Here is a 19,760-nt window from a genome sequence, read left to right as displayed (position 1 = left end):
CTAGCCGCCGTTGACGGGCGTACCGTAACGGCGGAGTGCAACCGGGATGAGCTCAGCGCGATGGACGCGCTTCGGCTGCTGGAGCATTTTGGCGAGATCGAGGACGTTCATATGGAAGAGCCGAATTTCGAGGACGTCATTCATACGCTTTATTAAATACGAAAGACGGCCCCTCGTACCTTAACGAGGAGCCGTCTTTTTTCACTAGAACGAATCCATCCGAATCAACTGATGATCGTCCGTATAGCAATACAGCGTGCTGTGCGCACCGTCCTTCGCGACATAAAACCCTCGGAAGTTATGATTCTCCATCTCTGTGAACGTGTACGCCAATTCCGGATTGCTGCCGTCCGTGCCGCTCTTGAATACTTTGAAAGCATAAGGCTCGTCGAACGAGATGCGCAGGCTGGTGTAATACACCTTGTTGTTGAACACGATGAAGTGGTTAACCGCACCTTCAGGCTTGTCCAAGAACTGAGCGTTCGATCCGTCGAGCGACACCTTTTTGAGACCACGGTCCGTCAGATAGTACAACTCTCCGTTATACACCTGCGGCGCGCCATACACGCGGTCTCCAGCAGGAGTGATGCGGACGGTGCTTTTGTCAGCCAGCTTCTTGCGTTCGATTCCGCCGCTGTAGCCGATCTCATCGTACGTTCCGTTCACAAGATCGAGATTAAAAGCATTGCTTATGCGGTCAAAGAATGCATACTTATCGCTTGTCGCATACGTCTTCATACTCCAATAATGATTCCGCTTCATATCCTGATCCGGAAGCAGGAAATAATGAAATTGACCGATATAGTCATCCCCCCACGTCGGATCGACATGGTAATACAGCCCGTCCAGCTTGACGAGATTCCACATATGCCCGTCGGTTCCAATGCCGTTCGTCGCAAGCCCGGTAATCGTCTTGTTCTCAATTCCTACTTTCGTCAGCAGCAGCGCAAGCGCAGTCGCGTAGCCTTCGCAGACGGCTAGACCGTTCGCTAACGCCCCCGTACTCGTATAGGAAAGAGGGTCCCCTCCCGTTCCATTGTAAAGCGGATAGTCGTAGGTGACATGCTCATCCAGCCGCTGGAACAGGAAGATAAGCTTCGTAAGCGGCGTTTTCAGCATTTTCGCTTCGGCTACCCACGTCTTGACGTTGTAATCGGCTACCGCATCCAACATACAATTCCGAATGCTCGTTGGAACCTTCTCGTATTTCAGATTCGAATTGGCCTTCACGTACTTATCGCCGCCGATTGCATAATACGTCTGATTGTCCTGTTTGAGCGTATTATACACTCTCGTCACCGATCCGCTATCCAGCGCCGCATCGGAGGAATAGAGCTCTTCTTCAAGTCCGACCTGATAATAAACCGGCTGCGCCTGCCCCTTGACCGTGATCCGACCTTGCGGAACGACCGTCATGGCCGGCTCGTACCACCGCGAATCGCAAGCTGGCGTTCCCGCCGTCTTCGCTGCAGCCGCAAGCACGTCCGCCGGCGCAATCGCGCTTAATGTAATAACGAATATCATGCCAAGAACAAACCATCTGATGTGCCTCACCGTGTCACTCTCCATATTTTACCAATCAAAGTTGCTGTCATTTCCATATTATATGCAGACGGTATTTGCTGTAAATATTGAAACCCGAACTTGATATACCGTGCACAAAATGCCCGAATAGCTCCGTCGGCAGCCGCATATCGTTCATCAATAGGCTATCAACGACGTCCACGCTGCATGTCGATGCATCTGGACGATACCAAGGGAGGATCTCGATGTATCCTGATCATCTGTCGCGGGAGGACCGCCTGTTCGGCATGCTGTGCCATCTGACGGCTTTCGCCGGGCTCTTCATTCCGCTTGGTTCCATACTTGGACCGCTCATTATCTGGCTTATTAAGCGCGATCAATCGTCTTATGTAGATGCCCAAGGGAAGGAATCGCTCAATTTCCAGATCAGCTACGCCATTTATTTCATCATCTCCTCCATCCTGATCTCGATTATCATCGGCATCCTTATGGTGATCGCGCTTCTCATCGCTTGGGTGATCCTAACCATTATCGGCGCGATTCGGGCGAATGACGGAAGCCACTACCGCTATCCGATGACGATCCGGTTCTTGAAATGAAATAGGCGCCTGCCGCATCCGCGGCCTGTTGCGCCCGGGCGGGCAGATGCATAGAATGATGCTGACTCTACCCCCTACCCATGAAGGATGAGGTGCATCTATGTTTATGCCTTCCCCGGGTGCGATGCCCGGTGCTATGTCCATCCAACAGAAAGCAAGCATGCTCACCGGCCGCCCCGTCGGCCTCTCAATGCGCGACGGATCCGGCGTATCCGGCATTTTGTGCGGCATTCAAGGCGGCGATGTGTACATGATTCAATATTTGTACCAATCGCAATTCGCAACGTTCCACTTTGCGCTTAATCAGGTAGCTGACATTTTGCCTTTCCCTGCTTGCCGGTAACTCTCCTACCATTCAAAAGGCGGATCAGGAATTATCTGATCCGCCTTTTGGGCATTTCCAACGTTCCCATCAGTAACAATCGGACGAACCTGGTGGAACAGCTGAAACAGCTGAAACAGGCAAGCCTCTAACACCGGTTAGAGACTTGCCTGTCAGCGGCGGATCGTTCGGCTACAGCGGCATCGTCCAGACGATTTCCGCGATGCGCACACACGCTTGACGCGTATGCAGTTGAAGAAGGACATGGTCCGGCTTTACATCGATAATCGTTCCCTCAATCGCTCCGCGCGTCGTTTCGATTAAGACGCAGCGCCCTTTTAAACGCATAAGCGCTTCAACAACATACGGATCTATAGACGAGATCGTTTGGACTTGAGTTGGCTCTACATGACTAGGGCTTACTTGAGTTGGATGGTAGGAATACAAACGTTCACCACTCCTTGATTTAGGTTCGAATCCACTATATGCAGCTGCCTAAGTCTAGGAATGGGCGATCGCCGGGAAATTTCAATTCCATCAAGAATAATAGCCTGGCTCCGGCAGCGTGCCGTTCAGCACCCAAGCGCCAATATTGCGCAGCTTGTATTCCGCCGGGTTGTGCAGCGTGTGTGTCCTTACGTTCCGCCAGAACCGGTCGAAGCCGTACTTCGAAGCCGTGGCGCGAGCTCCCATGACGTCGAATATGCGGCTCGTTATATCCAGCGCGACGCGTCCGGCATGCACATTGGCGGCGGCGACGATAACGGCGCATTCGCCCCGCTCTTCCTCCGTCAAGTCCGTGCCCCGCTCCCAAAGCCGGTCCAGCTTATCAGCCGCTTTCTCGACCAAGCTAGTCGCCGCTATGCTGGATGTCCACAGCTCGCCGTATTGGCGCCAGATGGATGGATCTTCGTCCGCCCTCGCGTATCCGGACGTATACCACGGCCGCGACGTGTCGTGCGTATACCGCTTCGCATCCTCCAGCGCTCCTTCCGCACTGCCGGCGAATATATTGGCGAGAATGCTCTGCGACACAATCGGAATGATCGTCGAGAACACGGTATGCCCTGCATAGGGCGTCTCCAAAATTTCTTCTTTCTCTACCGGCACGTCCCGGAACGTGACGGTCCCGCTCCCCGTCTGGCGCTGGCCCATATTGTCCCAATCGTCCAACACTTCGACGCCCGGCCGCGAAGTCGGAATGATGCCTTCGTAATACTCGCCGGTCTCCGCGTCATTCCATGATATCGCCAGCAAGTCCGAATCCGGAGAGCCGGAGCTGAACGTCTTGCTGCCGTTCACGATGACCCGGTCCCCCTCGCGCCGGCCGATAATCGTCTTCACGAGCGGGTTCGAGGAGTTGCCCCAGAAGTAGTTGTTGCGTGCTGTAACGGTATAAAAATGTGCGATCTGCTCCGGCGTCCCCGCGAGATGCGGCGCAACGAGGCACAAAAAATGATATCCGTACAAATGCGCGAGCGACGCGTCAGCCTCTGCCAGAATCCGCACGACGCGAAGCACCGCCGACCACGGCTGGCCGTCGCCGCCGTATTCGCGCGGAATGAGCAGCTTAAGCAGTCCGCTCTCGCGAATCCAATCGCGCTGCACTTTGGGCGTGCCGCCCTGCTTATCGCGTTGAATCGCATCCGAGCGCAGCCGCTCCGCCAGCTCCAGAGCCGTCCGTTCGTAGCTTTGCACCGTTTCTGCCGCTAGTGTCATATCGGTGTCCTCCCCATCCTGTATGTTCAATCGATTCATTATTCTTATCCATAAGACAAGCCCTTCCTTCGAAGGGCTGTCCTCTATTCTCCGCCTTGCGTCCACAGCTCCGGCGGCAGTCCGACCATTTCCTTGGCGACCAGCTCGCGCGCCAGATGGTTGGAAGGCGCCAGCACGAGACCTGCCCGCACATCGCGGTAAATCCGCTCCAGCGGCCCTTTTTTGTAGCCGTAACCTCCCGTTACGTCAAGCGCAATGCCCGCAATCTGATTGGCAATCTCGGTCGCGTGGATTTTGAACTCCGTCGCTTCGTACCACACTTCGCCCAGCAGCCGTCCTTCGGCTTGGATCTGATTAAACTTCTCCGCCAGCTGCATTTGCCACGGCTTCAAGCTCCGCAGCCATATTTGCGCTTGGGCAAGCTGTCCGCGAATAACCTGATAATCGGCTAGACTGCGGTTGAAGTCGCGATGGACGGTCCGCTGCGCATGGCGAAGCGCAATGGAGAGCGCCTCCTCGGCTACGCCGATCCAAGCCGAACCGATGCCGAGCAGATAGAGCGGGTCAACGCCGTTCACGGCGATTTCGCCTGCCCGGTTCTCTTCCCAGAGCAAATCGCGCCCAGGCACCGTCACGTTATCGAGCTTGAGCGGTCCGCTTTGGTTGCCCCGGACGCCTAGCGCCTGCCATTCGCCGGCCGTAATGCCGGGATGACTGCCATCGACGATAAAATAACTCAAATCGGTCGGCTTCTGCGCCCCCGGTGTACGCGTCTGCAGCAAATAGAAGTCCGCTTCGCCGCCGCTCGTCGTGAACGATTTTTCCAGATCGAGCACGTAATCTTCGCCATTGCGTTTCGCCTCGCTGAGGCTGTACCACGTATGGCCGCCCGTCGCCTTCTCGCTCATCGAATGCGTACCGATTGCGCCTTGCCGCACAGGCTTCAGCCAACGCGCCTTTTGATCCTCGGTGCCGTAATACACGATCGTCTGCGCCGCGCCGACATGCATGACATAAATAAGCGAGGTCGACGGGCACCCTCTGCCGATCTCCTCGGCCGCGATGGCGAATGCTTTATAATCCAACCCAAGGCCGTCGTATTGGCGAGGAATCAGAATGCTGTTCCAGCCGGCATCGGCAAGTGCCTGAAGATTGGCTCTCGGGAATGCTCCATCCCGGTCGACGGATTCGGCGTTCGGCCGAACAACCGCATCGACCGTCTCCCGCAGCTTCTCCCTTAACTGCTGTTCATTCCCGGATTGCGTGATCGAAGTTGTCATTGATAAGTCTCCCCTCTCGTCTCTCCGCTCGTTATAGCGCCTTCTCAATGCGTGCATTCGTAAGCGTTATGTCCGCAGCCGGTGTATCCGTATGTTCCGTTACCGCACCAATGCGTTCGGCAAGCGTCGGATCCTTCTTCGTTACGTACTTTCCATAGAGCAGCCCCAGCACGATAATCGCGACGATGACCCATGGGAAATAACTGAATGGCGCCGGCTGGCCCGGCTGCATCATCGCCCACAGCGGCAGCAGAATGGCTGCAGTGCCCAGAAGCGGTACAACATATTTGTTTAGAAAAGGCGCCTTGCCCTTCCGGTCGAACATAACCGCAACATTAAGCGCAGCGTAGATGAACAGAAGCGGAATCGTACCGATCGTTCCTAGGTAGCCGAAGCCCGTCACCCAATCGCCGCCGTAATAACCGAAGGCGATTGCCGCAATAAGGCCGAGTCCCGTCAGCAGCGACAGCGAGGAAGACGGCGTCCCCCACCGCGATACGCCGGTGATCGGCTTCGGCAGAACGCCTTCCCTTGCGGAGTTGAAGGCGACGCGCGAGAAGCCGTTGAGGCATGCGATCGTCATGCCGAAGATGCTCGTGAAGCCTGCAATGATTGCCAAGAATGAGAACCGTCCGAGATACTTGTCGGCAAGGTCGACGAACGGATTCGCGCTTGCCGTCAGCGCCGCCCCGTCATTGCCGAAGCCGGCAATAATGCTGTAGGACACGAAGATGAAGAACACCGCCAGAATACCGATGCTGAACAAGACGGCGCGAGGCGTGTTCCGCCGAGGATTTTCCGTTTCCTCCGACAATGCCACCGAATTCTCGAAGCCGATGAACAAGTAGATCGCAAGCGGGAACCCAAGACCGATGCCGGATAAGCCTCCTTCAATGGAGGACGGCAACAGTGGCTTCGCCGACAGTGCCGACGGCGGGTCGAGCAGCACATAAATCGATACGCCTGCCAGCACGATAATCTCGATAATCATGGCGACCGAAGCAATCTTCGTCGAACGGTCGATGCCGATAATCGTAAGCGACCAGACGAACAACCCGAGCACGAGCGTCGGGATGACCCAGTGGACGTGAATGCCGTAGTGCGCCAAGGAGTCGGCCGTCCAACCGCCCAGCTCGATGAAGGCGGAGGCAGCCAAGAACAGCGCTCCTGCTAGATACGCGATGGAGGCAGCTGTACCCGTGACCCCGCCGAACGTCATCCCGATATATTTGATCATCGATCCGCTGCTGGGATGCAATTTGGAGAAGTAGGTCAAGTTTAAGCCGACGAGCAGGATGGCTACTGCCGCAATTAGAATCGTGAGCGGCGAGCCGATGCCGGTTGCCGCCAGAATGACGGGCAAACCATAATAAATGCCTGCGGCAGGAGCCATCTGGGCAAGCGTGGAGTTGACCGCATCGTATAACGTAAGCTTTTTCTTCGGACTAAGCGCAGGTACACTCTCGGAATGGCTCATTGTCATTTCCTCCTTAGTTATCCGGGCCGACCGGTGGTTATGGCAAAAAGGCTCTTCCCCTTCTGGATAAGTCGGGAGAAGAACCTTCGGATGTCCGATCGGCTGCCGGTTATCGCTTCATTGTGCTTAAATCGTTGCGGATGCGGCAGATACAGCCGCTCCGTTGTTCTGGGCAGCAAGCGCAGCCTCTTTGGCGCGAACGAGCGGAATGACGGTACGGCCGAACTGCTCCAGCTCTTCGTCAAAATGTAAGTAGCCGGTCAGCACCATATCGATTCCGATTCGTTTCAGCTCGATGATCCGGTCGGCAACCTGTTCGGCCGTGCCGATCAGCCCCGTCTTGAAGCCGTCATTGAACTGGATCAAATCCTCGAACGTGGACTGTGACCACATGCCCTCACCGCCTTCAGCCGCCCGCCCGGCTTGCTTCACCTGCTCGCGGAACTGCTCGACGACGGCTCTGTCGGCGTTCTCGATAATGTCCCGCAAAAACTGCTGCGCCTCCTCCTCCGTATCGCGGACGATGACGAACGCATTGACGCCGAACTTCACCTTTCTGCCGTTGTCCGCCGCATAAGCAGACACTTCATCGATCTGTTTCTTTAGCTGTTCAAGCGTGTTTCCGTTCATAAAATAAAAGTCCGACACGCGGCCCGCCATTTGTTTCGCAGACTTTGAATTGCCGCCTTGATACACGGTTGGCCCAGGGCTTTGCACCGGCTTCGGACTATACGCCGCCCCACGCAAGCGATAGAAGTCGCCCGCGAATTGCGCGCTGTCCTCGGTCCACAACGCGCGAAGCACGCGGATGAACTCCTCCGAGCGGCGGTAGCGCTCTTCGTGGTCGAGCCAGTGCTCTCCAAGCGCGATATATTCGTCCTTCAGCCAGCCGCTTACGACGTTGATCGCTGCGCGGCCTCCGCTCAAGTGATCGATCGTCGTCAGCATTTTGGCCACGATTGCCGGCGGCCACAAGCCGGAGGCGACAGCTGTGATCAGCTCCAGCTTGCTGGTCTTGACGGCCAGCGCCGCCGCGATCGTAAGCGACTCCCACTGCTCCTCGGAATCGCTGCTCGCGACGAACCGGGTCGGAAGCAGCACGTGCTCGAAGCCGTATTGCTCCGCGATTGCCGCATAGCGGACGTTCGCATCGAACGAGCAACTCGTTCTGCTCGGCAGCTTGGTCGCGACAAGTCCGTTATGTTCAAGCGGTGCCCAATATCCAAATGTAATGCTCATCTTCCCGACTCCTCCCATAACGTTGAACGTTGATGTATGCACAAAAAGGAGACTCCCCGCCGCAAATAGACCGTCCGAGTCGTTCGGACCGTGCGCCATTTGCGGGAGGTGTCTCCGGTTATCCGGTCGACTTGCCGCTTCTCGTATTGTTTTAATCCCTATTGTTCTAATCGGAATATACTGATTATAGCAATTTCATCGCAACATACAACCGACAATAAATTTCGCAGCGATGGATAACCGCCATATTGATAACAGATGTTGGATTATTCGCACATAAGCAACGAAAGCTTTATGAATTGTCTGGATGGGCAAAAGAATCGAATACGGCGTATTTCAACGGGATAGTGGGATTTATCGGAAGGACAACATATGCTTTATTATCGATGCGTAAACAACGATATGGACTAATGTGATGGTTTTGTTGTTTCATCGCACGCTGAGTGACCCTCTATCGCTTCGGCAATAAAAAAAGAAACTCGAACGTTTCGGTTCGAGTTTCTCGGGTTTATCATCGTTTTGTCCGAAGGTTTCCTTCGGATTCGGATGCCGGTTAGTTCGGCAGAGCCAAAATGTCTTCGATCCGGCGCAGCTCTTCCTCGGAGAACGCCAAGTTGTTCAGCGCTGCTACGTTGTCGTCGATCTGCTCGACGCGGCTTGCGCCGATCAGCGCCGACGTCACGCGTCCGCCGCGAAGCACCCAAGCAAGCGCCAGCTGGGCAAGAGATTGGCCACGCTCCTTCGCCACTTCGTTCAGCTTATGCACCTTTGCCATTTTGCCTTCGGACAAGTCATGCGCATGCAGGAACACGCTCGCGCCGCCTGCGCGGGAGTCGGCAGGAACGCCGTTCAAGTAACGGCCCGTCAGCACGCCGCCGGCAAGCGGCGAGAAGACGATCGAGCCGATGCCCTCTTGATCGAGCACATCCTGCAGTCCGTTCTCGATCCAACGGTTCAGCATCGAGTACGACGGCTGATGAATCAGACAAGGCGTTCCGAGACGTTTCAGAATAGCCGAAGCCTCTGCCGTCTGCTCCGCCGAGTAGTTCGAGATGCCCGCGTACAGCGCTTTGCCGGAACGAACCGCGTAATCGAGCGCTCCCATCGTTTCTTCCATCGGCGTGTTCGGGTCTGGACGGTGCGAGTAGAAAATATCGACGTACTCCAGTCCCATCCGCTTCAAGCTCTGGTCGAGGCTCGAAATCAAATATTTGCGCGAGCCCCACTCGCCGTAAGGACCCGCCCACATGCCGTAGCCAGCCTTGGTCGAAATAATCATTTCATCGCGGTAAGGCGCCATATCCTGCTGCATCATGCGGCCGAAGTTTTCTTCAGCCGAGCCCGGAGGCGGGCCGTAGTTGTTCGCAAGGTCGAAATGGGTAATGCCCAGATCGAATGCCCGGCGCACCATCGCGCGGCCATTCTCGTATTTGTCGACGCCGCCGAAGTTGTGCCACAGGCCAAGCGACAGCGCCGGCAGCAGAAGGCCGCTCCGGCCTGTACGGTTATATGTCATGGAGTCATATCGTTTCTCATTAGCGGAATATACCACTTCGAATCATCTCCTCGTCTGTTATGGCACCATTGTAGCATTCCCCTCCTATCTTTCCCAATGCAAGAATGACAGAACTATATGGTATAATGTCAGAATTAGTGCAAAAGATGTTATCGATAGATCAGGCAGGTGATAGTCAAGATGAGCAATAGAACTGGGGCGGCGGGCAGCAGCCACGACGTGCGCATCTGTTATTGGGGAACGCAGACGACCGAGCCTGAGCAAGGCTGGGGGCCGGGCGTACGCGATCATCATAAGCTTTTTTTTATTCATGAGGGCAAAGGGACTTTAACGATTAGAGGCCAACAATACGTCGTTGAGGCTGGACGGGGATTTTATACGCCGGTCAGTGAAATATTCCAATATGCGTCGGATGCGGACGAACCATGGCTGTACAGCTGCATCGGGTTCTCCGGTACGATGGTCGATGCCATTCTTAGCCGGACGTCGCTGACAGACAATCCGGTGTTTGATAATCCGTCAGGGACGGACAAAGAGCGGTTCATCCAATTCGGAGAGCTGTCCGAACGGCCGGGCGGCGATTTGCAAATGCAAGGCGTCCTGTACGAGCTGCTGGCCGCGTTGGTCCGCCAAGCACCGGCCGCCGGCGATACCGAAGAAGACCGCAAGCCGCGCGAGACGTACGTGCGCCGCGCCGTCGACTTCATCCACCGCCATTACGAGGAAGAAGTGACGATCCGCCAGCTGTCCGACTACCTCGGCCTGGACCGCAAATACGTCGCGACGCTGTTCCGCGAAGCGCTCGGCATCCCGCCTCAGCAATATTTGCTCCGCTACCGGATGGACAAGGCATGCGAGCTTCTCCGCTCGACCGGCCTGACCGTCGCCGAGACGGCCCGCTCCGTCGGCTACAAGGACGCGCTCCTCTTCTCGCGCATGTTCAAGAAAGTGGTCGGCGTTCCGCCGAGCCGCTATCATAGGGGAACTGAGCAGCCTTAGGGGGCTGCTTGGCGAGGAAATGCATCTTCGTTTTCTAATCATCAGGTCTTTTCCTATGAATTTTGCTGCCTACTCATTCGGTACTGGGTGGGTTGTTATAAAAAAGTAACCGCATGCGGTGTTGTTACAATCGCATGCGGTCATAAGTTAAAAGTATTAGCCTATTGCTTATTAATAGAATTGAAGCACCATTAATCGAATACTTCTTGAAGTTTGATATTATTAGAAGAAATCTACTATATATCCATTTGTATTTATTCTATTTGAAGAAACATCGTATATATCACTTATTCTAACAGTTGGCTCCCCGCAATTAGATAATAACCATGATTTCAAAAGGTGGTATTCTTTATCGTCATAAAATAAATCTTGAACTTTAGAAGCTTTATAAGAACTATCTGGTATATATATTGCTTGATTCGTTCCAATATTAGCTGCTATTTCTCGTATTAATGACCTCAGATTATTTTGGATGTCCTCTGCATCACCTTCCATTACAAAATGGCCCCAGCTAATGTAGTGTGACACCAAGCAACACTTATTAGTAAGCAAAAATACTATCCCCCCCATTCCACCTATCTCGATATAACTTTCTTCGTCCCTTACATACCATTTATTCCCCCAGTCTGAATTGGGGTACTTTATTCTTGATCTCTCAATCCAGTCTTTCATGAATCCAAAATTTTTAAATGTCCTCAAATTCTCATAAAACAGTTCCGTGGGATATTCTAACCGTCCATATTCAAGAATAGCTAAAAAATCTGCACTCAAATTTATCATCCTCCCACTTATACCTGTAAGGTAGATCTCATGTTTTACTACTGTCATTAATTTAAACCTTCTTCTATTTAAAAAAATTTCGGTCCTGGAAGTCATTTGGGGGCTTTTTATCTCATTGTGGTGTAGTTTGCAAGCTTTTTATTAATTCTTGAACATCTTCATTTATCCAACCCTTATTGCGTATTTCCTTGAGAGTTATATTCGAGGCACTTACAATTGACTTTTTCAGAGAACTAATCTCTGTCTCAATTGAATACATAATACATAAATTATTTTTATTTCGTCGAATGAAACTCAATGACACATTCTCGGAATCTCTTTTTTCACCTTGCACATAATAAGGGCCTTCCATAAAATAGAGATTCACCTTGTTCCCAATAGATGCGGTTTCAAGCAATCTTATGGACTTATTCCACCATGTTAATAAAATTACTACAAAATCATTCCAATTTGGTTCAGGGAAGCAAACTTCATGAAATTGAAAATATATTTCACCGGTAATAGCGTTTCGACTACTTTTCTCTAAACTCGATTCATTAACTTGAACTCCTATCATATATCCACCTCATTTTACAAGGATAAGAGAACCACCTTCTTGGAAAGAAAGACCTTGAGAATTTTTGCCCCAAGGTCTTATTCATACTTATTGATAAGAGGCTTCAAGTCCTCCCATGACCTTGCTTCAAGTTCCATAAACTCTCCGATCTCTTTAATTCGGTGATAAATAAGTTCGGAAATTTCTACATTTTCATCTAGCAATGTAGAAATCAAATATTCTAGAGCAACCCCCATTCACTATGTTCCAAGTACTCCCTAATTTCCTCATCATCTTTTACAGGCAACTTAAATACATTTATTAATTCATTTAGCTCTCGATTGATGTCCATTTTGCCCTTTCTTTACTTTTAATATCTGAACTATCTGTAATGACTTTATTTTCATACAACTTCGAACGTTCGTAGCCCCTATTAAAGTTCACTTGCTATGCACTTTCCATATCGGCTGCGGCAACTCTTTTATCGTTGCAGGGTATTCGAGCCACTCTTAAGCAAATCTCAAAAAAGAAGCCTGGAGGTATAATTCCTCCAGGGCAATAGCATCTATCGGGTTCTTATTTCATCATAAAGTTCTTTTCCACAATACGACGGTCTAGTCCAAGTCTCTTCATCAAGCATAAACAACTTGAAAAAGTTCGATCTCTTAGTCTCGAATGCCTTCTCACTTCTTAAAATTTGTAAATCGTCACTAAGATCCAACACTTGACCTAACCTCAGATCAATCGTTCGCATTTGTAGATTATTACAGATCCCTCTACAGATCTGTATTGTTTTGTTGAAAGTGTCAACCGGATTAATTACTGCGAATCGCACTGATATTTCTTCAACACCTTTATCTTCAATTATCCCCGCATTAACTTCTAGTTCAATGATGCAAGTTGAATCTGAATAAAAGTAGTAACACTCTGCGTTGTCATCTTTCGATGAATCCTTAGGAATATAGGATTGTACTAGTGGAATTGAAGATATACTCTTTATCACTTCACTAAATGGCAACGCCTGATTGCCCTTTAATTCTACGATCTCATCATCAAATATAACTTCATAGTCTTTAGGTGCCAAGAGAAAATTATACGACTCCATTCCCACCGTTTACATCACCTACCTTATCCATAATAATAACCATTCAAGAGTTGTTCTTCTGTCATCCTTTTTCGCCTATTATTCGAATCGATCCGCATACATTCCTGCCTCAACGATCATCCGTCAACTTAACTTCTAATACCATTGCTGCATCGAACCCTAGAAGCCCTGGTTCTAGCTGTAATTGCTCTAATATGGTTATCGCGTTACCTCTTGTCTCGTCCACATCAATTAAATAACTGCTTGACCAAAGTCGTACATATGGATGTTCATGCATGAGCAACGCTTCAAATATGTCTATCTCAGTAAGCAGCAGCTTTGCAGAGGTATTCAATTGACTATAATGACGATTGGCTACTCTGCTCTCCCCTTGATCCGTTGCCTTTCCATGTCCAATTGCAGCATCGATAAACTTTTCGAGTTCATTAATCAAAATCATGGTCTCCCCGGCATTGGAATTGACTCATCTCATATATGTATCTTCAACACCGCATTAATACACCCTTTATTTACCTCTTATCAAATTACCAATAAGACGTTGAGTCGTATAGGACGGGCCTGAGAAAGGCGGCGTTCTTGAGCTTCATTGCATTCTATACAATGAAAGGAGTCACAGGATCCCCTTTACGTGCAGCTTCGTTGTACTCCATACAATGGAAAATAGGATTCAACCGACGAAATATGCTTAACCAGCCGCTAACTACGATTTCTCATTGTAATAATACAATGAAGCCTCTTCCTTGGGTCCAAACGGTAGTTTTTCATTGTACATAATGCAACGAAGCTCCGCTGTTATAACAACAAGCCCCCAACCGAAGTCGGGGGCTTGCCTCTACCTTCTATTCCTTACCTACGTTCCTCATCCGACCAAGCAGCTCCCGCTCATTGCCTCGCCGCGCGCGACACTGGATACGGCCGATGTCTCCGGGCGGTATACCATCTCTTCTTGCTCACTCGATGAGCAATGAACGCAGCCAGCGTGATGCCCGCTCCGTCGATGAACATGTCGAAGATCCGTCCGTCCCGGCCGAAGAACGGCTGCAGCAGTTCCGTAAGGACAGCATACCCGGCCGCTAAAGCCACGCCCCGCCAGAACGCCCGCGGCGTACGGACTCCCGTTGCAGCAAGCAGCGTCAGGCCGAAGAAGCCGGAGAAATGGCCGATCTTCTGAATCAGGAAGGTCGGACGCTCATAGTAGCGAAAATCGCTGAGCAGCAGCAGATCGCTCATCTTCGGATGGCTGTGCCACTCAAAATGAACCATATGCTGCCGAAGCAGCAAGCTGAAGTTGGCCGTATTAATGCAGACGAACAGCCCGGCGCACCACAGCAATACAAGGACAATTCTCAATTTCAATTTGAACCTGCTTTCCGATTCGGTCCGCCGTCCAACACGCAACGCCAACTAGCCGAATCTCTTGCCTTTGTTACTATATATCCCCGTTTCAGACCGTTCCCAAACCAAGATCGAGCACGCAATCCGGCGCTTCGTACCGTTCGTCCACGACAGCGCTCGTCACGGGATAAGCGCGCAGCTGGAACGGCTCCAGCGGCTGTACGAACGTGCGCACTTGATTGTAATCCGCAAGCTCGGGATTAAGCCACGCCTCGACACCTTCCTCATCCAAGATGACCGGCAGCCGCTGCTGCCATGCCGCCATCGGTCCCGATGCGGGCATCGTCAAGATCGTGAAGGCGCGCTCCTCCACGCCTTTGGGATTGGTCCACGCGTCATAGATGCCGGCCATGCCGAACAGCGGCCGCCGGTCGACGACGATATGCATCGCGCTTGGCTCCTTGACCGATTCCTCTTGCTTCCATCCGAAAAATCCGGTGCACGGCACAACACAGCGGCGGCTGTTCAGCATCCGGTTGAAATACCGCTTCGAGCCTACCCGCTCGCCGTCTGCATTAATCGAGTCCTTCGCCCAGAACGGATAAAGCCCCCAACGCGCCTCTTCAATCGCACGCTGACGGAGCCGGTCATTCATTATAATCGTTACCGATTGCGTCGGCGCGATATTGAGACGGCTCGATACTTGCTTCTTAATCGCCCATACTTTGAATTGGTCCGCGACTTGCGTAATGTCCGACTTCAATGCGAATCTGTCCATCTCTAAGCCCCTGCCTTCTGGTCATGATACGGTAGCATTGGCAGAAACAGGAACAATTATGCATTGTAGAAGCTTCGCAAGAAGCAGCCGCCCGCATCTTACTTAAATGGTGAACCGCTTGCGGAACCGAAGCGGCGACAACCCCGTATGCTCCGCGAACAGACGGGAGAAGTGCGGCGTCTGCCGGAAGCCCGTTTCCTCGGCAACGCGCGCGATCGGCCAGTCCGTCTTAATAAGCAGCAGCTTCGATTGATCCAGACGATAATAGAGCAGAAATTGTTGCGGCGTGCAGCCGAACACTTCGGTCATGCAACGCGAAATATAGTTGGAATGGAGCCGAAGCGCTTCGCTGAGCATCGTATTGCTGACCGATGTCCGGTAATTCAGCTTCAAATAAGCAGCCGCCCGCTCTGCAACGGACACGGCCGCCTTCGCTTCATCCGAACGCCAGCCTTCGTCCAGCATCTGCAGCAGATGAAGAAACCGCTGCTGCCGTTCCCAGAACGCAGCATGCGAAGATCCGCTTGCCGCCTCGTGCAGGCCGGCGAACATCGCTCTCGCCTCGTCGGGGTAAGACACGGTCATATACTTCGGCAGACGAATCGCGTAATTGTAATAGTCGCCCCGCAGCGAACCCGGGTGCGTCCCCTCGGTCTCCTCCCATTGGCCAGGTGCTTGAAAATGCGTCCAGTCGAACACCGTCTCCTCCTCGCAAGGCTTGACGGAGTAATGCCAACGGTCGGGACGGAGAATTAGAATTTGGCCTGGACCCAACGACCATTGCCGGTCCTCTTCGCCAATGTGAAGGGTTCCGCTATGTACATAGAGCATGTCGAATACGCCGATATTCGCCCGGTTCGGGTGCTCCTCCCCAACCAAATATGTGACGCGGTTGGACTCGATAAAATAAGGAAGCGGCGGCGACAGAAAGGTAAGCAGTTGCTGATTCGTCATGTGTGAGCCGTCCTCTCCAAGTGTGTAAATATGCAAAAATAGCATTGCATAATTCGCTATTTTCCTACTATTCTATCAAATAAAATAGTGATGTAAAGGAATGATTTCTGCAAAATAACGCCGATTCCAAGAAGGAGAGCAGCTATTATGTCGACGAACCCGTCTTTTGCCGCTTCAAAGGCAGTGCCGCTCAGCAACGTCTCCATTCACGACCCGTTCTGGACCTATTACGCCGATCTGGCGCGCAATGTTGTCATCCCCTATCAATGGGAGGCGCTGAACGACCGCGTGGAAGGCGCAGAGCCTAGCCGGGCAATCCGCAATTTGCGGATTGCCGCCGGCTTGGAGCAAGGAGAATTCCAAGGCTTCGTCTTCCAGGACAGCGACATGTACAAGTGGCTCGAAGCCGTGAGCTACCGGCTTGCGACGCATCCGGATGCCAAGTGGGAAGCCGTAGCCGACGAGGCGATCGAGCTGCTGGAAGCCGCACAGCTGCCGGACGGCTATTTGAATTCGTATTACCAGATCAAGAACATCGACAAGCGCTGGACGAATCTATTGGATGCCCATGAGCTGTATTGCGCCGGACATCTAATCGAAGCGGCCGTCGCTTATGCAGCTGCGACGGGCAAGCGCAAGCTGCTCGACATTGCCTGCCGGTTCGTTCATCATATCGAGGAAGTGTTCGGAACGGGTACGGGGCAGATTCGCGGATACTGCGGCCATCAAGAGATCGAGCTGGCGCTGGTGAAGCTGTATCAGGCAACCGGCAGCGACCGCTATTTGAAGCTGGCGTCGTACTTCATCGACGAACGCGGCGCCGATACGTCATTCTTCATTCGCGAAGCGGAGAAACGCGGGTACACGTCGATCTGGTCGGAGCACCCCGATCTGCCTCATCCGGGCCGTAAGATCGACTTAAGCTATTTTCAAGCGCATGAACCGGTACGGCAGCAGAAGACGGCGGTCGGTCATTCCGTCCGCGCCGTCTATATGTATACGGCGATGGCCGATCTCGCCCGCTTGAACGACGATAAGCCGATGCTCGACGCGTGCCGAAATTTATGGAACGATATGACCCGCAAGCAAATGTACGTCACCGGGGGCATCGGCTCGACCCATCACGGCGAAGCCTTTTCCGCCAGCTATGATTTGCCTAACGATACCGCCTATGCGGAAACATGCGCATCGGTCGGCCTCGTCTTCTTCGCGAACCGAATGCTCCAACTGGAAGCCAAATCGGAATATGCGGACGTGCTGGAGCGTGCGCTCTATAACACGGTTATCGCCGGCATGGCGCTCGACGGCCGGAGCTATTTCTACGTCAATCCGCTCGAGGTATGGCCTCACGCCTGCCGCTGCAATCCGGGCAAGCACCACGTGAAGCCCGTCCGCCAGCAATGGTTCGGCTGCTCCTGCTGCCCGCCGAACGTCGCACGCCTGTTGACCTCGCTCGGTTCGTATATCTATACAACAGCCGAATCGAATCAAACGGTGTATACGCATCTCTATATCGGCAGCGAGGCAAACCTGCGGATCGCAGGTCAATCGTTCAAGCTGACGCAGACGTCCAGCTTGCCTTGGAGCGGTGCCGCCTCCTTCGCCGTCAGCGGGCTGGAGACGCACACTGCTTTCACGCTAGCCTTCCGCCTGCCGGCATGGTCGCAGGGCCAGCTGCCAACCGTCCTGCTGAACGGACAGCCGTATTCCTTCGATAAGGCGGACATTCACAACGGGTATATAAGAATCGAGCGCGAATGGAGTGCCGGCGATACGGTAGAGCTAGCCTTCGCCATGCCCGTCCTTCGTCTGCGGTCGCATGCCGAGCTGCGCTACAATGCGGGACGGCTCGCGCTTCAGCGCGGTCCGTTCGTCTACTGCTTCGAGCAGGAGGACAACGGCAACAACCTCGCCTCGCTGTCTATCGCAGCCGCAGGCGAGATAACACTCGAGCGGAACGATAAATTGCTTCCCGGCGTTATCACATTGTGCAGCGAAGGCTATCGCGATACGGCTGCCGTTGCCGACAACGAACTGTACAGCATGACGAATTTCGCAGAGCCGGAACGTACGATCATTCGTGCAGTGCCATACGCCCTCTGGGGCAATAGAACGCCGGGCGAAATGTCGGTCTGGCTTCGTTATCAACGCTAGCGCTATATCCGAACGAAAAAAAAGAGCCTGCCGGCAGACCCGGCAGGCAAGGCCGCAGCATGGCACACCGTGCCGCGGTCTTCTCATGAAAGGGGGTTGTATGACAAGAAACGCGATGCCCGTCGGTGATGCTGTCCCATGGCTCCCGCTACGACGCACTCGCCGTTGAATGGGCGGCCGTCCGCAAGCTCGGCATCATGAGCCAGAGCGGACAGTACCCGCCATTATTGTCGTATCCGGGCGGACAGGTGCAGCGCTTAGCCGCACTCCCGATTCGCTTACCCGGGCTCTCGAACCGTTGGAGACGAGAGCCGAATCCGCATGAATCTCCGACGCACACACGGCTGCGGCGTCGGGCTTGCTATCGTTGCGACTGGCCTTACTTAATAAGAAGACAGCTTCATCTGCTGAATGCCTTCGAACAGCGTCGCCATGTATAGATGCTCGCCGTCCGAGTCGATATCGGTTACCGGGAAGCCTGTCTTCACGGAGAACAACGTCATCTGTCCCTGCAAGAGGCCGATCCGGTATAAGCCTTTGTCCGTGCACGCGAACACGCTGCTGCCATGTCTCACAAGCGTGAACACGAGCCGGTTGCCGAACGTGACGACTTCGAAGCCGCCCCGCCTATTGCCGACGATCAGCTCTCCGCCCGCTCCGGCACCAAGCAAATGGCCCTTGTACACCGCAAGCGACGTCACTTCGGCCTTCAACGAGAACTCGCTCCATTCATCGACGAACCGGTCATACATCGCGATTCCGTGCTCGTGGCCGACAATCAGAAATTGCGGCAAATTAATAAAGTCATACACTTTACGGTCCGGGCATGCAACTCTGTGCCAGTCGTCTCCGCAGCTGTGATACAGTCCATAGTCGGTCGCCGCGAAGCTGCATGTGCCATACGTTTTATATTGATAGCAAGAGACCGCCAGCTCCGGCAGCTCCCACTTGCCGTCCTCATACTTATACAAGCCGTCATTCGTGCAAGCGTGCAGCTTGCCTTCCGCCGCGTGAAGCCGGTTCACGACGACATTGCCGCCGAGCTCCCCGCTTATATGCGTCCAGTCTCCTCCGCCGGCGCTCTGGTAGATCCCATTGCCTGGCGAAGCCGCGTATAGGATATCCTCGTCCATCCGGATCGATGAGAACGGGAACAGCATCCAATTCCACGGTTTATGCTTACTGGACGTTTCTTCACCATTCATTGTTTCTGCCTCCCGTCAGCCGACTGCCCTCAGTCGTATACCCCCTGCACTTTGATAATGGTTATCAATTAACTACTTTGAATGATAACGATTATCAATATCATTGTCAACCCCTCTATTGGAAAGCGTACCCCAGACAAAAAAATAACCGCTCTTGTCATCGGATTCTTCATCCGAACATGAACGGTAATAAGGGCTTTCATCTGCTATACTGTCGGCTGCCATACCGGGCATCCTCG

At 52.9% G+C, this 19,760-nt stretch carries 20 protein-coding genes; 4 read left to right on the top strand and 16 right to left on the bottom strand.

The window, feature by feature from the left end; translation table 11 throughout:
* Nucleotides 1-204: 204 nt before the first annotated feature.
* A complete protein-coding gene (locus PKO01S_RS08680) occupies nucleotides 205-1,554 on the bottom strand; it encodes a transglutaminase domain-containing protein (protein ID WP_164779540.1) in 1,350 nt (449 codons plus the stop codon).
* 215 nt (nucleotides 1,555-1,769) lie between these two features.
* Here PKO01S_RS08680 and PKO01S_RS08675 point away from each other — a divergent pair, with 215 nt between their 5' ends.
* Both PKO01S_RS08675 and PKO01S_RS08670 read left to right on the top strand, forming a co-directional pair.
* Nucleotides 1,770-2,123, top strand: a complete 354-nt coding sequence (locus PKO01S_RS08675) for a DUF4870 domain-containing protein (RefSeq protein WP_127530932.1) — start codon at nucleotides 1,770-1,772, stop codon at nucleotides 2,121-2,123.
* Nucleotides 2,124-2,223: 100 nt separating this feature from the next.
* Complete coding sequence (locus PKO01S_RS08670; protein WP_127530931.1) at nucleotides 2,224-2,466, top strand: hypothetical protein; 243 nt, start codon at nucleotides 2,224-2,226, stop codon at nucleotides 2,464-2,466.
* A 171-nt stretch (nucleotides 2,467-2,637) separates the two neighbouring features.
* On the opposite strand, the gene PKO01S_RS08665 is transcribed toward PKO01S_RS08670, so the two are convergent.
* The 6 genes from PKO01S_RS08665 to mgrA form a co-directional block, all read right to left on the bottom strand.
* Nucleotides 2,638-2,892 (bottom strand): DUF2642 domain-containing protein, encoded by a 255-nt coding sequence (locus PKO01S_RS08665; protein ID WP_246070494.1) that lies wholly within the window; start codon nucleotides 2,890-2,892, stop codon nucleotides 2,638-2,640.
* 90 nt (nucleotides 2,893-2,982) lie between these two features.
* Nucleotides 2,983-4,164 carry an acyl-CoA dehydrogenase family protein gene (locus PKO01S_RS08660; RefSeq protein ID WP_127530930.1) on the bottom strand — a complete coding sequence of 394 codons (1,182 nt, stop codon included), beginning with the start codon at nucleotides 4,162-4,164 and terminating at the stop codon, nucleotides 2,983-2,985.
* Between the two features lie 83 nt (nucleotides 4,165-4,247).
* Nucleotides 4,248-5,444, bottom strand: coding sequence for an acyl-CoA dehydrogenase family protein (locus PKO01S_RS08655; protein WP_127530929.1), 1,197 nt, complete (start codon nucleotides 5,442-5,444; stop codon nucleotides 4,248-4,250).
* Between the two features lie 31 nt (nucleotides 5,445-5,475).
* On the bottom strand, nucleotides 5,476-6,921 hold the full coding sequence (locus tag PKO01S_RS08650; RefSeq protein WP_164779539.1) for an APC family permease: 1,446 nt from the start codon (nucleotides 6,919-6,921) through the stop codon (nucleotides 5,476-5,478).
* 126 nt (nucleotides 6,922-7,047) lie between these two features.
* Complete coding sequence (gene sfnG / locus PKO01S_RS08645) at nucleotides 7,048-8,160, bottom strand: dimethylsulfone monooxygenase SfnG (protein ID WP_127530927.1); 1,113 nt, start codon at nucleotides 8,158-8,160, stop codon at nucleotides 7,048-7,050.
* A 553-nt stretch (nucleotides 8,161-8,713) separates the two neighbouring features.
* A complete protein-coding gene (gene mgrA / locus PKO01S_RS08640) occupies nucleotides 8,714-9,712 on the bottom strand; it encodes an L-glyceraldehyde 3-phosphate reductase (RefSeq protein WP_127530926.1) in 999 nt (332 codons plus the stop codon).
* Between the two features lie 144 nt (nucleotides 9,713-9,856).
* Here mgrA and PKO01S_RS08635 point away from each other — a divergent pair, with 144 nt between their 5' ends.
* The gene (locus tag PKO01S_RS08635) at nucleotides 9,857-10,675 is read left to right on the top strand and encodes an AraC family transcriptional regulator (RefSeq protein ID WP_127530925.1); all 819 of its coding nucleotides are present in this window, start codon (nucleotides 9,857-9,859) and stop codon (nucleotides 10,673-10,675) included.
* 222 nt (nucleotides 10,676-10,897) lie between these two features.
* On the opposite strand, the gene PKO01S_RS08630 is transcribed toward PKO01S_RS08635, so the two are convergent.
* The 7 genes from PKO01S_RS08630 to PKO01S_RS08600 all read right to left on the bottom strand — a co-directional run bounded on the left by PKO01S_RS08630 (nucleotide 10,898) and on the right by PKO01S_RS08600 (nucleotide 16,162).
* Entirely contained in the window at nucleotides 10,898-11,503 is a 606-nt protein-coding gene (locus tag PKO01S_RS08630; RefSeq protein WP_127530924.1) for a hypothetical protein, read from the bottom strand.
* Nucleotides 11,504-11,567: 64 nt separating this feature from the next.
* Complete coding sequence (locus PKO01S_RS08625; protein ID WP_127530923.1) at nucleotides 11,568-12,011, bottom strand: hypothetical protein; 444 nt, start codon at nucleotides 12,009-12,011, stop codon at nucleotides 11,568-11,570.
* A gap of 544 nt (nucleotides 12,012-12,555) precedes the next feature.
* Nucleotides 12,556-13,101, bottom strand: coding sequence for a hypothetical protein (locus PKO01S_RS08620; protein WP_127530922.1), 546 nt, complete (start codon nucleotides 13,099-13,101; stop codon nucleotides 12,556-12,558).
* A gap of 103 nt (nucleotides 13,102-13,204) precedes the next feature.
* Nucleotides 13,205-13,528 carry a hypothetical protein gene (locus tag PKO01S_RS08615; RefSeq protein WP_127530921.1) on the bottom strand — a complete coding sequence of 108 codons (324 nt, stop codon included), beginning with the start codon at nucleotides 13,526-13,528 and terminating at the stop codon, nucleotides 13,205-13,207.
* Nucleotides 13,529-13,977: 449 nt separating this feature from the next.
* Nucleotides 13,978-14,451 (bottom strand): VanZ family protein, encoded by a 474-nt coding sequence (locus PKO01S_RS08610; protein WP_164779538.1) that lies wholly within the window; start codon nucleotides 14,449-14,451, stop codon nucleotides 13,978-13,980.
* Nucleotides 14,452-14,539: 88 nt separating this feature from the next.
* Nucleotides 14,540-15,208 carry an SOS response-associated peptidase gene (locus PKO01S_RS08605; RefSeq protein ID WP_127530919.1) on the bottom strand — a complete coding sequence of 223 codons (669 nt, stop codon included), beginning with the start codon at nucleotides 15,206-15,208 and terminating at the stop codon, nucleotides 14,540-14,542.
* Between the two features lie 102 nt (nucleotides 15,209-15,310).
* Nucleotides 15,311-16,162 (bottom strand): helix-turn-helix transcriptional regulator, encoded by an 852-nt coding sequence (locus tag PKO01S_RS08600; RefSeq protein WP_127530918.1) that lies wholly within the window; start codon nucleotides 16,160-16,162, stop codon nucleotides 15,311-15,313.
* A gap of 147 nt (nucleotides 16,163-16,309) precedes the next feature.
* Between PKO01S_RS08600 and PKO01S_RS08595 the strand changes: the two genes are divergently transcribed.
* Entirely contained in the window at nucleotides 16,310-18,316 is a 2,007-nt protein-coding gene (locus PKO01S_RS08595) for a glycoside hydrolase family 127 protein (RefSeq protein WP_127530917.1), read from the top strand.
* A 383-nt stretch (nucleotides 18,317-18,699) separates the two neighbouring features.
* Here the strand turns inward: PKO01S_RS08595 and PKO01S_RS08590 are convergent, their stop codons facing one another.
* Both PKO01S_RS08590 and PKO01S_RS28735 read right to left on the bottom strand, forming a co-directional pair.
* Nucleotides 18,700-19,521, bottom strand: coding sequence for a hypothetical protein (locus tag PKO01S_RS08590; RefSeq protein ID WP_127530916.1), 822 nt, complete (start codon nucleotides 19,519-19,521; stop codon nucleotides 18,700-18,702).
* Between the two features lie 72 nt (nucleotides 19,522-19,593).
* Nucleotides 19,594-19,746 (bottom strand): hypothetical protein, encoded by a 153-nt coding sequence (locus tag PKO01S_RS28735; RefSeq protein WP_164779537.1) that lies wholly within the window; start codon nucleotides 19,744-19,746, stop codon nucleotides 19,594-19,596.
* Between the last annotated feature and the right edge of the window lie 14 nt (nucleotides 19,747-19,760).

Source organism: Paenibacillus kobensis NBRC 15729, assembly GCF_004000825.1.
Classification (GTDB): domain Bacteria; phylum Bacillota; class Bacilli; order Paenibacillales; family Paenibacillaceae; genus Paenibacillus_T; species Paenibacillus_T kobensis.
The sequence above is the reverse complement of the archived record's forward strand: the minus strand, read 5'-3'. Positions and strand labels throughout refer to the sequence as shown.

Excerpts from the sequence above, each read along its gene's own strand:
- PKO01S_RS08675 (WP_127530932.1), top strand. The coding sequence starts at position 1,770 with ATGTATCCTGATCATCTGTCGCGGGAGGACCGCCTGTTCGGCATGCTG.
- PKO01S_RS08670 (WP_127530931.1), top strand. The coding sequence starts at position 2,224 with ATGTTTATGCCTTCCCCGGGTGCGATGCCCGGTGCTATGTCCATCCAA.
- PKO01S_RS08660 (WP_127530930.1), bottom strand. The coding sequence starts at position 4,164 with ATGACACTAGCGGCAGAAACGGTGCAAAGCTACGAACGGACGGCTCTG.
- PKO01S_RS08655 (WP_127530929.1), bottom strand. The coding sequence starts at position 5,444 with ATGACAACTTCGATCACGCAATCCGGGAATGAACAGCAGTTAAGGGAG.
- PKO01S_RS08650 (WP_164779539.1), bottom strand. The coding sequence starts at position 6,921 with ATGAGCCATTCCGAGAGTGTACCTGCGCTTAGTCCGAAGAAAAAGCTT.
- sfnG (WP_127530927.1), bottom strand. The coding sequence starts at position 8,160 with ATGAGCATTACATTTGGATATTGGGCACCGCTTGAACATAACGGACTT.
- PKO01S_RS08635 (WP_127530925.1), top strand. The coding sequence starts at position 9,857 with ATGAGCAATAGAACTGGGGCGGCGGGCAGCAGCCACGACGTGCGCATC.
- PKO01S_RS08630 (WP_127530924.1), bottom strand. The coding sequence starts at position 11,503 with ATGACAGTAGTAAAACATGAGATCTACCTTACAGGTATAAGTGGGAGG.
- PKO01S_RS08625 (WP_127530923.1), bottom strand. The coding sequence starts at position 12,011 with ATGATAGGAGTTCAAGTTAATGAATCGAGTTTAGAGAAAAGTAGTCGA.
- PKO01S_RS08605 (WP_127530919.1), bottom strand. The coding sequence starts at position 15,208 with ATGGACAGATTCGCATTGAAGTCGGACATTACGCAAGTCGCGGACCAA.
- PKO01S_RS08600 (WP_127530918.1), bottom strand. The coding sequence starts at position 16,162 with ATGACGAATCAGCAACTGCTTACCTTTCTGTCGCCGCCGCTTCCTTAT.
- PKO01S_RS08595 (WP_127530917.1), top strand. The coding sequence starts at position 16,310 with ATGTCGACGAACCCGTCTTTTGCCGCTTCAAAGGCAGTGCCGCTCAGC.
- PKO01S_RS08590 (WP_127530916.1), bottom strand. The coding sequence starts at position 19,521 with ATGAATGGTGAAGAAACGTCCAGTAAGCATAAACCGTGGAATTGGATG.
- PKO01S_RS28735 (WP_164779537.1), bottom strand. The coding sequence starts at position 19,746 with ATGGCAGCCGACAGTATAGCAGATGAAAGCCCTTATTACCGTTCATGT.